Origin of the sequence: Streptomyces sp. NPDC059957, assembly GCF_042730015.1 — a bacterium.
GTDB lineage: Bacteria > Actinomycetota > Actinomycetes > Streptomycetales > Streptomycetaceae > Streptomyces.
This window is the reverse complement of the sequence record NZ_JBHWMB010000030.1, coordinates 1-13623: the sequence shown is the minus strand read 5'-3', so window position 1 is coordinate 13623 and position 13623 is coordinate 1. Positions and strand designations below refer to the sequence as shown.

Annotated in this window: 11 protein-coding genes and 1 pseudogene; 3 read left to right on the top strand and 9 right to left on the bottom strand. The window is 74.1% G+C overall.

Annotated features, from left to right (window positions below):
* From ACFWBW_RS20980 to ACFWBW_RS20955, 6 genes and pseudogenes are all read right to left on the bottom strand, one after another.
* Positions 1-368, bottom strand: a pseudogene (locus ACFWBW_RS20980) (hypothetical protein); the annotation flags it as partial.
* Between the two features lie 2 nt (positions 369-370).
* A complete protein-coding gene (locus ACFWBW_RS20975) occupies positions 371-769 on the bottom strand; it encodes a hypothetical protein (RefSeq protein WP_385374569.1) in 399 nt (132 codons plus the stop codon).
* On the bottom strand, positions 759-2465 hold the full coding sequence (locus ACFWBW_RS20970; protein ID WP_385374567.1) for a hypothetical protein: 1707 nt from the start codon (positions 2463-2465) through the stop codon (positions 759-761). Before ACFWBW_RS20970 ends, ACFWBW_RS20975 begins: the two co-directional genes overlap by 11 nt.
* 156 nt (positions 2466-2621) lie before the next feature.
* Entirely contained in the window at positions 2622-3611 is a 990-nt protein-coding gene (locus ACFWBW_RS20965) for a malate dehydrogenase (protein WP_327254557.1), read from the bottom strand.
* 201 nt (positions 3612-3812) lie between these two features.
* Positions 3813-4382, bottom strand: coding sequence for a DUF3017 domain-containing protein (locus ACFWBW_RS20960; RefSeq protein WP_385374565.1), 570 nt, complete (start codon positions 4380-4382; stop codon positions 3813-3815).
* A complete protein-coding gene (locus ACFWBW_RS20955) occupies positions 4372-5235 on the bottom strand; it encodes a bifunctional methylenetetrahydrofolate dehydrogenase/methenyltetrahydrofolate cyclohydrolase (RefSeq protein WP_385374563.1) in 864 nt (287 codons plus the stop codon). Before ACFWBW_RS20955 ends, ACFWBW_RS20960 begins: the two co-directional genes overlap by 11 nt.
* Positions 5236-5565: 330 nt before the next feature.
* Between ACFWBW_RS20955 and ACFWBW_RS20950 the strand changes: the two genes are divergently transcribed.
* Entirely contained in the window at positions 5566-6201 is a 636-nt protein-coding gene (locus ACFWBW_RS20950) for a hypothetical protein (protein ID WP_385374562.1), read from the top strand.
* A gap of 153 nt (positions 6202-6354) precedes the next feature.
* On the opposite strand, the gene purH is transcribed toward ACFWBW_RS20950, so the two are convergent.
* On the bottom strand, positions 6355-7935 hold the full coding sequence (purH, locus tag ACFWBW_RS20945; RefSeq protein WP_385374560.1) for a bifunctional phosphoribosylaminoimidazolecarboxamide formyltransferase/IMP cyclohydrolase: 1581 nt from the start codon (positions 7933-7935) through the stop codon (positions 6355-6357).
* A 32-nt stretch (positions 7936-7967) separates the two neighbouring features.
* Complete coding sequence (gene purN / locus ACFWBW_RS20940; RefSeq protein WP_266905318.1) at positions 7968-8591, bottom strand: phosphoribosylglycinamide formyltransferase; 624 nt, start codon at positions 8589-8591, stop codon at positions 7968-7970.
* 262 nt (positions 8592-8853) lie between these two features.
* On the opposite strand from purN, the gene ACFWBW_RS20935 reads away from it, so the two are divergent.
* Positions 8854-9561, top strand: a complete 708-nt coding sequence (locus tag ACFWBW_RS20935) for a hypothetical protein (RefSeq protein WP_385374558.1) — start codon at positions 8854-8856, stop codon at positions 9559-9561.
* 61 nt (positions 9562-9622) lie between these two features.
* Here the strand turns inward: ACFWBW_RS20935 and ACFWBW_RS20930 are convergent, their stop codons facing one another.
* A complete protein-coding gene (locus ACFWBW_RS20930; RefSeq protein WP_385374556.1) occupies positions 9623-11344 on the bottom strand; it encodes a DUF6350 family protein in 1722 nt (573 codons plus the stop codon).
* Between the two features lie 119 nt (positions 11345-11463).
* On the opposite strand from ACFWBW_RS20930, the gene ACFWBW_RS20925 reads away from it, so the two are divergent.
* Positions 11464-13548, top strand: coding sequence for a helix-turn-helix domain-containing protein (locus ACFWBW_RS20925; protein WP_385374554.1), 2085 nt, complete (start codon positions 11464-11466; stop codon positions 13546-13548).
* Positions 13549-13623: the final 75 nt, after the last annotated feature.

Sequence of the window (13623 nt, the reverse complement as noted above, 5' to 3'; positions counted from 1 at the left end):
CCGGGCGTGTGGCGCAGGGCCCAGACGGCCTTGCCGAAGGGGTTGTTGTTGCGGTCGTGGCCTTCGGCCGGATGGTGGCCCGGGCCCGGAGCCTGACCGGGAGCGGGGGCCGCAGGCCGCCCGGGGGCCGGGTCGTAGCCCGGCGGCGGGGTCGGCGGTGGGGCCTGGGTCGACGCCGGGGTCGGCGGTGGGGCCTGGGTCGGAGCCGGGGTCGGCGGTGGGGTGTGGCTCGGAGCCGGGGTCGGCGGTGGGGTGTGGCTCGGAGCCGGGGTCGGCGGTGGGGTGTGGCTCGGGGCCGGGGACGGCTGGGGGTCCGTGACCCAGCGTTGGGTCGCGGGGTCCCAGCGGGGGGTGTCCTGCGGGGGCACGGTCAGCCTCCCAGGCTGGTCAGGAGTCCGGCCAGGGCGGTCGCGGCGCTGACCGAGTCCACCAGCGGGGCCCAGCGTTCCAGGGCTCCGCGCAGCCGCGGGACCAGGCCGGGCCGGATCTCCTCGGCCCCCTCCAGGCCTTCCGCGACCCCGTCCAGTTCGGCGTCGAGCGCCGCCCTGTCCTCGCCGCGCGGCAGCCGTACGAGGGCCGCGCGCAGCTCCAGTACGGCGTCGAGGAGGGCCTGCGGCCCTACGGTGTCCGCCCCCTCGTGGTGCACGGTGTTGGTGTTGTTGCTGCCGCCGATGCTGAACGCGCTGCCCGTGACCCCGCCGATGTGGACCGCGGGCTCCTGCCCGGCCGCGCCGGCGCCCGTACCCGTAGCGCCGTTCTCAGTTGCCACCGGTGCTCCCCTTGACCTTCGTGCTGTTGGTGTTGTTGCCGCCGCCGACGCTGAAGGCGCTGTGGTTCACCGACTGGATGAACACCCCGCCCTCGGCGACGTTGACCGCGCGCTGCGCGAACTCCTCGGTGTGCCAGCCCGCTTCGTGCAGCGCGACGACGACGCCCCCGACGACCCGGTCCTGGATGGTCTTCAGGAAGCGGTCGAGGTCCATCAGGTGGAAGAGCGAGCCGTTGTCCTCGGAGGCCAGGTCGCGCACCGACACCCGCGGCCCCTCGGGCCGGGCCCCGCCGTGGCCGCCGGTGACGATCCGCCACCAGCTCGCCAGCCCGCGGCCCAGCGTGGCGATGGAGGCCACCAGCGAGCCGGGCGTGTGGCGCAGGGCCCAGACGGCCTTGCCGAAGGGGTTGTTGTTGCGGTAGCGCTGGGCGTCCGCGTCGGCGTTGTGGAAGTCGGTCCGGACGGGCAGCAGCACGTGCGGGGCCACCTCCAGCATCACCATCCCGCCCTGCGTGTGGACCCGTACGAAGACGGTGACGACGAGGTTCTCGTCCCAGCCGCCCACCCGCACGCGCAGGAAGTGCCGGCGGCGCTCGCCGCCCTCCTCGATGGAGGCGGCCCGCTGCTCGCCGAACTGCCCGTGCACGACCTGCGCGGTGTCCCGGTGCGGCAGCCCGCCCGCGGGCAGGAACACGCACTCGTCCAGGACCAGTTCGCGCATCCGGTCGCCCACGGCGGCGGCCTGCTCCGGGGAACCGTGCGGGGAGGGCACCCGCAGGCGCTCCAGCAGCGGCACGATCCGCGCCAGGATGTGGGCGTTGGTGACGGCGACGGGCTTGCGCTCGGGGCCGAGGTCCTCGCGCGGGCGCAGTTCCACGGACAGCTGCCAGGGCCGGAAGGGATCACCCGCCCCGCAGAACGGGTCGTTGACGTCGTACATGATCATCGGTGCGTGCTGTTCGGCCCGGATGCGCTGGCGGACCCGCTGGAAGCGGGCCCCCTCGGCGGCTTCGGCCTGGTCGTTCGCGTGGTCGGCGTAGCGGCGCTCGGAGAGGTCGGTCGCGATGGTCCGGAAGACGTGGCCGCGCTGGAGCCCCACGACGGTGACCACCCCGGCGAAGACCACGGGCAGCCACCACAGGACGGCGGTGCCCGCGCCCGCTCCGCCCGCCCCGCCGAACGGCAGGACGCCGCTCCCGCCCATCTCGTCCAGGGCGCTGAACAGCATGAACCCGCCGAAGCCGAGGACGAACAGGGCGAAGACCAGCGTCCACCAGGCGTAGATCCGCAGGACCACGGACAGGAACCGCAGCACCGGAACGTTCCGGGCGCGCAGCCAGTCGGCCAGGCTCAGCAGCAGGAAGGGCACGATCAGCGCGGCGAGCGCGCCGCCCGTGAGCAGCGAGCCGACGAACCAGGCTCCGAGGACTCCGGCGGCCCAGCCGAGTTCGGCACGGCGGGCGCGCAGCGCGTGGGCGAGGACCCGGGAGGCGTCGTAGCCGTAGGAGGGGGCGACGATCCGTTCCTCGTGGACGTACAGCTCGTCGATGACCCGGTCGCGGTACCCGGCGTCGAGGTAGGTGCCCGCACACAGGAAGCGGCCGGCCTCGCTGAGGGAGGGGTGAACCGGGGGGCGGCCCGCGGAGGGGTCGGCCCAACTGCCGCTGGGCTGACGGGGAATCGGGTTCTCGGTCACCGACCGACCCTAGGGTTCCGCTCCATGGGGCGACAGAAAGATTCACGCCAAACGCCCCGGCCAGGTTTGGCCGGGGCGCTTCGGTGTTCACACGGGTTCACGCGCATACGCACGCGTTCGTACGGGGGCCTGCGCGGCCGTGCCGTACGGAGACGATCAGATCAGGCCGAGCTCGCGCACCGCGTCGCGCTCCTCGACGAGCTCCGCCACGGACGCGTCGATGCGCGCACGGGAGAACTCGTTGATGTCCAGGCCCTGGACGATCTCGTAGCGGCCGTCCTTGGTGGTGACCGGGAAGGAGGAGATGATGCCCTCCGGGACGCCGTAGGAGCCGTCCGACGGGATGCCCATGGAGGTCCAGTCGCCCGCCGCGGTGCCGTTGACCCACGTGTGCACGTGGTCGATGGCGGCGTTGGCGGCCGAGGCGGCCGAGGACGCGCCGCGGGCCTCGATGATCGCCGCGCCGCGCTTGGCGACGGTCGGGATGAAGTCGTCGGACAGCCAGGCCTGGTCGTTGACCAGCTCGGCGGCGTTCTTGCCGGCGATCTCCGCGTGGAAGATGTCCGGGTACTGGGTCGCCGAGTGGTTGCCCCAGATGGTGAGGCGCTTGATGTCGGAGACGGCGGCGCCGGTCTTGGCGGCCAGCTGCGAGATCGCGCGGTTGTGGTCCAGGCGGGTCATCGCGGTGAAGCGCTCGGCCGGTACGTCCGGGGCGGCGGCCTGCGCGATGAGCGCGTTGGTGTTGGCCGGGTTGCCCACGACCAGGACCTTGATGTCGTCCGCGGCGTTCGCGTTGATCGCGGCGCCCTGCGGCTTGAAGATGCCGCCGTTGGCGGAGAGCAGGTCACCGCGCTCCATGCCCTTGGTACGCGGGCGGGCGCCGACCAGCAGCGCGACGTTGGCACCCTCGAAGCCCTTGTTCGGGTCGTCGAAGATGTCGATGCCGGCGAGCAGCGGGAAGGCGCAGTCGTCGAGCTCCATGGCGGTGCCCTCGGCGGCCTTCATGCCCTGAGGGATCTCCAGAAGACGGAGCTTGACCGGCACGTCCGCGCCGAGCAGGTGGCCGGAGGCGATGCGGAAGAGCAGCGCGTAGCCGATCTGGCCGGCGGCGCCGGTGACGGTGACATTCACGGGAGTGCGGGTCATGGCCTTCTCCGTTAGACAGCTGGCGGTGGGGCGTCCCTGCCCCATGTGCTGGGAGGACGCCGCTCCGTGGCCCAGTAAATCTTGACGTGAAGAGACATCCGCCGTCAGGCTATCCGACCCTGGAGCACCCCAATCCCCCGCCCCGTGTGGCGCAGGGCACACGGGGCCTCCCCCGGGGGTGTCCCGGAGGCTCCGGGAGGCTCAGCGGACCGTGAAGCGGACCGCGGTCTCCAGGAAGGGGACGTTCAGCCACGGCTTGGGCTCCATGACCAGTGCGAGCAGCACGATCGCCACGCCCAGCAGGCCGTACGTGACCATGTCCGTGAAGCGGGAGCGCACCGCGAGCATGCCCACGGAGGGCAGCAGCCGGCGCATCACCGAGCCCGCGAGCATCGCGATGCCGATCAGCAGGCAGCCGGCGCGCGGATGGTCCATCGCGGTGAGCAGCAGTCCGGCGGCCGTGGCGGTGAGGACGACCAGCATCGGCCACTGCCGGGCCGGAGCCGGAGCGTCGCCGGGCGCGGCCCGGCCGCCGCCCTCGGGACGCGCGGTGTCCCGGGTGACGGACGGGAAGCGGCGGGACCGGGCAGCCCCTTCGGGCCCCGCCGGGGCGGTTGCCTTGGCGGTCGCCTTGGCGGTCGCCTTGGCGGTCGCCTTGGCGGTCGCCTTGGCGGTCGCCTTGGCGGTCGCCTTGGCGGTTGCCTTGGCGGTCGCCTTGGCGGGGACGGGCTCGGGGACCGCGCTGCCCGCCGGCTCGCGCTCAGCCGGCACGGGGAATCGCCCGCTCGGCCGCCTCGACCACGTTGACGAGCAGCTGCGCCCGGGTCATCGGGCCTACGCCGCCCGGGTTGGGGGAGATCCAGCCGGCCACGTCCGCGACCCCGGGGTGCACGTCCCCGACGATCTTTCCGTTCTCGTCGCGGCTGACGCCGACGTCGAGCACGGCCGCGCCCGGCTTCACGTCCTCCGGCTTGACCAGGTGCGGCACACCGGCCGCCGCGACGACGATGTCCGCCTGGCGCAGCAGTGCGGACAGGTCGCGCGTGCCGGTGTGGCACAGGGTGACGGTCGCGTTCTCGGACTTGCGGGTGAGCAGCAGGCCGATGGACCGGCCGACGGTGATCCCGCGGCCGAGGACGACCACGTGCGCGCCGTTGATCTCGACGCCGTGGTGGCGCAGCAGCTGGACGATCCCGTACGGGGTGCACGGCAGCGGGCCCGGCTCGTTCAGGACCAGCCTTCCGAGTGACATCGGGTGCAGGCCGTCGGCGTCCTTCGCCGGGTCCATGAGCTCCAGGACGCGGTTGGTGTCGATGCCCTTGGGAAGCGGGAGCTGCACGATGTAGCCGGTGCACTCCGGGTTGGCGTTCAGCTCCCGCACGACCTCCTCGATGTCCTCCTGGGAGGCCGTCGCGGGCAGTTCGCGCTGGAGGGAGGCGATGCCGACCTCGGCGCAGTCCTTGTGCTTCCCGTTGACGTACCAGCGGCTGCCCGGGTCGTCACCGACCAGCAGGGTGCCGAGGCCCGGGGTGATGCCCCGGGCCTTGAGCGCCGCCACGCGGGCGGTCAGTTCGGACTTGATCGCGGCTGCGGTGGCCTTGCCGTCGAGAATCTGGGCAGTCATGGACCCATCCTCCCGGATGGAGCGGTCGCGGATCCAGTCGCGGTTCCGGTCGGGGATCCGGTCGCGGTTCCGGTCGCGGTTCCGGTCGCGGATCCGGCAGCGGCCCCCGCGCGGCCCGTTCCGCTTCGTTCCGCCTGCGTTCCGCCTTCGTTGCACTTGCACAACGAGTGCCGGGCGGGCGGTGTCCCGGCTGGACAAGCCCGGTCCGGCCGGACCACGATGCGGGGATCAGTAGTGCCGCGGGCAGTGCCGGGGGGCGGGCCGCACGACTTGCAGCGACTCCTCCGCGCGTGCCGTGCGTCCCCGCACTTCCACGGAGGAACACCCCAGATGAGCTTCGGCGACCCGAACAACCCCTACGCGCAGCAGCCGCAGGGTGGCCAGCCCGCCTACGGCTACCCCCCGCAGGCCCCCCAGGGCATCCCCGCCCAGGGCGGCTACGCCTACCCGCAGCAGGCCTACCCGGGCGTCCCCGGCTACCCGGGCTCGCCGATGCCGATGCCGGGCGGGGTCAAGGGGGCCCGGGTCATCCTCTGGATCCTCGGGATCCTCTCGGCCCTCGGCGGCGTGGCAGTCGTCATCATCGGCGCCGTGTTCGCCTCCGAGTTCGACTCCGGCAGCTCCTCGTCGAGCGACGCGGCCGCCGCCCTGAGCGTCTTCTTCGTCATCATCGGCATCGTCCTCGTCGGCGTATCACTGTGGCCGATCCTGACCGCCGCCAAGCTGGGCAAGGGCCGCGGCGGCGTGCGGGTCTCGGGCATCATCTACGGCTCGCTGCAGACCCTCTTCGCCGTCATCGGCCTGATCGGCAACGTGATCACGCTCAGCAGCGCGCACGGTTCCGCCGCCGGCGCCGCCGGGTTCTCGCTGGTCCTGACCCTGCTCTCGCTCGGCCTGGGCCTGTGGATCATCATCGGCCTGGCCAACTCCGCCGCGAGCGTCTACTTCAAGCGCCCGCACTACTAGGAACGGCGCCGGTACGACCGCTCGTACCGGCACCGGCACCGGCACCGGCACCGGCACCGCATACGGCGAAGGCCGCGAACCGCACTGCTGCGGTACGCGGCCTTCGCCGTCTGCGGGTGAGCGCCGGACTCGGCAGCTCGGTGACTCGGTGACTCAGTGGAAGAAGTGACGGGTCCCCGTGAGGTACATCGTCACGCCCGCCGCCTTCGCGGCCTCGATCACCAGCTCGTCGCGCATCGAACCGCCCGGCTGGACCACGGCCTTGATGCCGGCGGCCGTCAGGATCTCCAGGCCGTCCGCGAAGGGGAAGAAGGCGTCGGAGGCGGCGTACGAGCCCTGCGCGCGCTCGGCGCCCGCCCGCTCGACGGCCAGCTTCGCGGAGTCGACGCGGTTGACCTGGCCCATGCCGACGCCGACCGAGGCGCCGTCCTTGGCGAGCAGGATCGCGTTGGACTTCACGGCGCGGCAGGCCTTCCACGCGAAGGCGAGGTCGGCGAGCTCGTCGGCGGAGAGGGCGTCGCCGGTGGCCAGCGTCCAGTGGGCCGGGTCGTCGCCCTCGGCCTGGACGAGGTCGCTCTGCTGGAGGAGCACGCCGCCGCTGATCGGCTTGAGCTCGGCCGGCTGGTGCGGGGTACCCGCCACCTTCAGGACGCGGATGTTCTTCTTCTTCGCGAGGACCTCGACGGCGCCCGGCTCGAAGTCGGGGGCCACGATGACCTCGGTGAAGATCTCCGCGACCTGCTCGGCCAGCTCGACGCTCACCGGGCGGTTGACGGCGATGACCCCGCCGAAGGCGGAGACCGGGTCGCAGGCGTGCGCCTTGCGGTGGGCCTCGGCGACGTCCTTGCCCACCGCGATGCCGCACGGGTTGGCGTGCTTGATGATCGCGACGCAGGGCTCTTCGTGGTCGTAGGCGGCGCGGCGGGCCGCGTCGGTGTCCACGTAGTTGTTGTAGGACATCTCCTTGCCGTGCAGCTGCTCGGCGTTGGCGAGCCCGCCCGGCTGCCCGTCCGTGTACAGCGCGGCCGCCTGGTGCGGGTTCTCGCCGTAGCGCAGGGTGGACTTGCGCTCCCAGGCGCCGGCCAGGAACTCGGGCAGTGCCGCCTCCGGCTCCGGGGCGTACGCGTTCGTGAACCAGGAGGCCACGGCGACGTCGTACGCGGCGGTGTGCTGGAAGGCCTCGGCCGCGAGCCGCTTGCGGGCGGTGAGGTCGAAACCGCCGCCCTGGGCGGCGGCGATCACGGCGTCGTAGCGCGCAGGGCTGGTGACCACGGCCACCGAGGGGTGGTTCTTGGCGGCGGCGCGGACCATCGAGGGGCCGCCAATGTCGATCTGCTCCACGCACTCGTCCTCGGTCGCGCCCGACTGGACGGTCGCGAGGAAGGGGTAGAGGTTGACGATCACCAGGTCGAAGGGCTCGACGCCCAGCTCGGCGAGCTGGTTGCGGTGGTCCTCCAGGCGCAGGTCGGCGAGGATGCCGGCGTGCACGCGCGGGTGCAGGGTCTTGACCCGGCCGTCCAGGCACTCGGGGAAGCCGGTCAGCTCCTCGACCTTGGTGACGGGCACCCCGGCGGCGGCGATCTTCGAGGCGGTGGAGCCGGTCGAGACGAGCGCGACACCCGCCTCGTGCAGACCGCGGGCCAGCTCTTCCAGTCCCGTCTTGTCGTAGACGCTGATGAGCGCGCGCCGGATCGGGCGCTTCGACGCGGCGCGGTCCTCGCCCTCTGCGGTCACGGTCTCTACGGTCCCTGCGGCCTCTGCGGCGGTCACTGGATTGTTACCTTTCGTCCCTCGATGCGGTAGCCGTGCCGGGCCAGGCGCCCCACGACGTCGACGAGCAGCTCGCGCTCGACTTCCTTGATCCGCTCATGGAGAGCGGCTTCGTCCTCTTCGTCCCTGACCTCGACCACACCCTGGGCGATGATCGGACCGGTGTCCACGCCCGCGTCCACGAAGTGGACGGTGCAGCCGGTGACCTTCGCGCCGTAGGCGAGGGCGTCCCGTACGCCGTGGGCACCCGGGAACGCCGGGAGGAGGGCGGGGTGCGTGTTGACGAACCGGCCGCCGAAGCGGCCGATGAACTCGGGCCCGACGATCTTCATGAACCCCGCCGAGACCACCAGGTCCGGCGCGTGCGCGTCGGTGGCCGCGGTCAGGGCGGCGTCCCACTCCGCACGGCTCGCGTACGCCTTGACCGGGCACACGAAGGTGGGGATCCCGGCCTTCTCGGCGCGCTCCAGGCCGGCGATGTTCTCGCGGTCGGCTCCCACGGCGACGACTTCGGCGCCGAAGCCCTCGGGTCCGCCGGGGTGGGCGTCGATGGCGTCGAGCAGGGCCTGGAGGTTGGTGCCGGATCCGGAGACCAGCACGACCAGGCGGGAGGCGGCCATGGGAGGCCCTTTCTCGTCGAGCGGGGGCGCCTCCCGGCGTGAACCGGGGGCGCGTCGTTCGTCTTGTGCGATCGCATGAAACTTAGGGTCCCCGGTATACGGGGGACCATACGAAGCCACCGACCGCCTGCAACGATACCGGCACACCGGACGGCCCCCGAGGGACGGGGGGACGGGTGGGCGGTAGCGTCTGGCGTACACGCCGTAAACAGGCCTCGGACGTCGCAGCGGCGTCCACGACACAGGGGATGAAACACACCCGATGCCGGACCGCCCCCAGCCCGACCGCCCCACCGACGACAATCCCTTCGCGGCGCCCCCGGAAGGCCGGCCCGACCAGCTCTGGGAGCCGCGGGCCGGGAGTGACGGCGGCGACAAGCAGAATCCCGGTTCGGGACCGGGCGCGGACCCCGGGTCGGGACCGGCGCGCTGGGACCCCACGGACCCGATCCAGCGGCGGGCCCGGTACGCGCTGCTCGCCGGCATGTGGGGCTTCTTCTTCGGGGTCTTCGGCATCCCCTCGATGGGGCTGCTGCTGGGCGCGCTCGCCCTGTACTGGGGCATCAGCGCGCTGCGCGGGGTCCCGGCGAAGCCGTCCGGTGACGGGGCGCAGGGCGCCTCCGGCGGCTCGCGCGCCACGGCGGCGGACATCGGCACGGGGACGGGCAGGAGCGCCGGTACGGACACGGGTGCCGGTACGGTCACGGGCGCCGGTGCGGCTCCCGGGGCAGCCCGGGGCGGACTGGCGGCGATGGGCGCCGCCGCCCGGCCCCAGCGGACGGCGGCGGCGAGCGGCCTGGTGACGGCTTCGCTGGCGATCCTGCTGGCGCTGTCCTCGTACGCGGTGCAGCTCACGTACAAGGACTTCTACGTCTGCAAGCAGGACGCCCTCACCAAGCCGGCCGAGCTGCAGTGCAACGACCTGCTGCCCGACAACTTCATCGGCAAGATGCTCGAGGTCCAGCGCTAGGCCGTCTCTTTCGGATCTTGCCGGGCGGAGTCCGGCGCCGGCGCAGCGGAGCCGGCGGGAGCTAGTCGATCCGGGCGGCCTCCGGCTCGGGCCGTTCGGCCTGCCCCGGGTCCTTCTCCGGTTCCAGTTCCAGTTCCGGTTCCGCTTCTGCTTCCGGCTTCCGGCGGGTCAGCACGCGGGCTCCGGTCACCGGCGGGACGAGCGGCGCCGGGGGCGCCGGGGGCGCCGGAAGGGACGATCCTGCTGCCATCAGGGCCCCGGGCTCCGTGGGCGCCCCCGCGATCGCCGGTGACGGCTCCGCGGGCAGCGCGGGGAGCGGGATCGGGGTCAGGTCCAGCTTGAGCCCGGGCATGACCAGTACGGGACGCTTCGGCGGTGCGGTCACCGGCCGGGGCGCTTCCTCCGGGACCCGGACCGGGGACGCCCCGTCCCCCTCGGCCGGGGTGCTGGAGAAGTCCGGGATCAAGGTGCCCGCAGCCCGGCGCAGGGCCGCCCAGCGGACCTCCCGCACGCCGCTGTCGTGCCAGCCGTCCTCGACACCTGCCAGGCCCTGCGCGGGACGGTTCCGCCAGGCGTGCACGGTGACGGCCAGCGGGACCGCGAGGACCAGGGTCCAGCCCAGGGCCGCCGCGCCCGTCTGCCACCACACGGGGCCGAAGGCGGCCAGCCCCCGGGAACCGAGCGGCCCCGCCGAAGCCGCGGCGAGAGCGGCCGTCACCAGGGCGCACACCAGGGAGCCCAGCGCCGCCGTGAGCGCGGTCTCCCCGTACGAGACGTCGCGCGCCCGGCGTACCGCGAACCAGCCCACCGCCAGCCCGGCCACCACCGGCACCACACCGACGGCCCAGGTCAGCGGCGTGCCGGGGCCCTGCGGAGGCAGCGCGGCGAGCAGCGGGAAGCCCGGCAGCGCGGGCGAGCCGCCGAAGCCGAGCGGGGTCGCGGCAGCGCCCGTGCCCAGGGCGAAGCCGGGACCGAGGGCGTAGGCGGCGCCCCAGACGACGGCGTTGGGGATCAGCACGAGGGCGAGCAGCAGCACCGCGAAGCGGCCCGACCAGTCTCCGGTCAGCGCCGTGAAGGAGCCCTGCACCTGCGCCCCGTGCCAGGCCAGCGAGGCCCCGACCAGCAGGGCTCCGCCGCCGAGGAGCACCAGCACCCCGCCGGCGCCGGCCCGCAGCGCGAGGACGTAGCGGGGCCGGGTGAGCCGGCCGGGCAGTTGCCCGAGCGGCCTCCCCCGGGCTTCCCAGACCCCGCCGGCGGCGGCGAGGGCGGCGACGATCGGGAGGTGCCGGGCCGCGCTGAGCGGGTCGGCGGGCATCGGCCCGGCGGCGGCGTACACGACGGCCAGGGCGCCGACCCCGAGGTAGCCGCAGAGCACCGCGGAGAACACCACGCCCGCGGGCAGCGGCTCCGCGCCCCGGTCCTCCTGCGCGGCGCTGCCGAGCCGGGCGGCGCGCCGGATGAGCAGCACGGGCAGGGCCACGAGCAGCAACGGGGTCAGGCCGACGGGGGCGGGCACCCCCGAGAGGGTTTCGTAGCGGACGAGCTCGGTGCCGTGGGCGAGCAACCAGAGGCCCGCGGCGAGGTGCAGGGCACCGCCGGGGCCGCTGTCGGGGTAGGGGGAGCTGATCCACAGCACGATGACGAGCACGGCGAGGAAGCCGAGCCCCAGTACTGCGGCGACGGCGCCACCCACGACACACGCGGCGGCCGCCGGTGAACGGCGCCGTGCGGGGGCCCTGGGGGGCATGGGCAACGAGGTCCCGCGTTCGGTCACTTGGGTCACACCGCCATGGTGCCAACGACACGCGCTATGGGCGGGTAACAGGCGAATGACCGTGGTGTCGCTCAATATACGTTTATGTACTTTTTCGCTCAGGGCGTCCGGGTCGCGGGGAGTGTGGCATGACACAAAGCGTCGCGGAGCTGGGCCTCCCCACCCCGAAGGAACGCCGACGCCTGCGCGAAGCGGCCGACCTGACGCACGAAGAGGTCGCGGCGGCAGTGGGCGTCACCTCGAACACGGTCCGCTCCTGGGAGACCGGCCGCACCCACCCCCGGGGCCGCAAGCTGGAGGCCTACTCCAAGCTCCTGACCCGCCTGTCCGCGGACGAGTCCGCCCGATCCGCCCCCTCCGGCCCCACCGTGCGTGCCGACGGCTCGGCTGCCCCGGACGGTCCTGCCCCGGGGGCCGCTGCCGCGGAGCGCCCGGACCGGGGCGGTGACGGGACCGAGGACGGTGCCGTCTCCGGCGCGGCGGGGGTCGCCTCCGCCGGTACGCCCACCCGGCCCGCCTGGGCCAACGGCACCGCGGCAGTTCGGGCCGACACGGCGCACGCCGGCGCGTCCGCCGTCGGGTCGTCCGCCGTCGGGTCGTCCGCCGCAACCGGCCTCGCCGGGGCGGACACGGACGCGGCGTCAGCCCCGGGCGCCGCGCCCGACGGCCCGCTCGAGAGCCTGCCCGACGGCCCGCTCGTCAGCGACACGGAGCACGCCGCGCCGGCAACCGGCGCCGCTCCGGCGGACGCAGACGCGGCGTCAGCATCCGACGCCCCCGAGAGCGGGTTCGGGCTGCGCATGATGCGCGGACTCACCCGGCCCGTCGGGGCGCAGACCAGGCCCAAGGCCGCCGTCAAGCGTGCCGCGAAGCCCCCCGTCGGGATGCCCCGGCACGAGGCCAAGCCGACGGTCAGGACCGGAGCCGCGCTGGGCGGCGGCCACGGCGGAGGCGGCTTCGCAGCCCTCCGCCCCGGCGGCCCCCTGCCCCCGGGCACCGGTACGGGCACCAGTACGGGCACGGCCCCTGACACCGGCTCAGGCACCGGACCGGACTCCGAGCCGCGCTCCGGGAAGACCGCCGCGCCGAACACCGCGCCGAACACCGGGCCGGGCAGGGGCAACCCCGCCGAGCGGGGCTCCGAAGCCACCACCCGGACGAGCACCACCGGGCCGGATTCCGAGTCGGCCGCCGGTTCGGCGCCGGACGGGCCGGGCTCCGAGCCGTCCGCGGGGAAGGCCCCCGCTCCGGACTCCGCCCCGGACTCCGCGGCAGCCGGCAAGAACGCCGGACCGGCGGCCCCCGAGGGCGGCCCCGGCAAGGATGACGCCCTGGCCGCGGAGGCCCGTACAGCCCCCGGCGACGCCACCCAGGACGCTCCCGGCGAGGCCGCCCCGACCGTGACGGCGGTCTGCGCCTTCGACGCCCTCTACGACCGCACCGCCCCCGCCCTGGCCCGCCAGGCCTACCTCCTGACCGGCCGCCACGCCCTCGCCTGCGAGGCCGTGGAGCGCGCCTTCCAGCAGGCCTGGGAGCGTTGGCCCGAGGTCGCCACCGACCCCGATCCGGTCGGGTGGGTGCGCGCGGCGGCGTACGAGTACGCGCTCTCCCCCTGGCACCGGTTCCGGCGTTCCCACCGGCACCCCGACAAGCCCCCGGCCGACCCCGCGGACCGCGTACTGCTGGACGCGATGCTCACGCTGCCCCCGGCCCACCGCCGCACCGTGCTGCTCTACGACGGCGTCGGGCTGGACCTCCCCGACACCGCCGCCGAGACCGAGGCGTCCACGCCGACCGCCGGCAGCCGCCTCGTCAACGCCCATGCCGACCTCGCCGACCAGCTCCCCGAACTGGACGGCGTAGCGCCCGCGAAGCAGTCCGCGGTGCTGCGCGAGCGGCTCGGCACGCTGAGGCCGGCCCTCCGGCTGGAGCCGCGCGCGGCAGCCGTCGTACGGGTGGCCGGCGAGCACCGGACCCGGCTGTGGACGCGGGCGGTGATCGGGGTGACGGCGGCCATCGCCGCGGCGACGGCCTACACCTGGGTGACCGCTCCGACCGAGTACGAGCCTCCGCGCGCCCCCGGCGCGAGCGTGTCGGGCGTGCCCCCGCACAGCGGCCCGCAGCAGCTCTCGGACGAGGGCCGCCAGCTCCACGACAAGCTGCTGTCCGATCCGTCGGCCGGCCCGGCCCGGATCTCGCCGAGCCTCGAATAGCCGTACGGCCGGCGTTCGCCGCGTCACCGCGTACGCCGCGTACGGAAACGGGCGTGGCCCGCACCCCTCACAGGG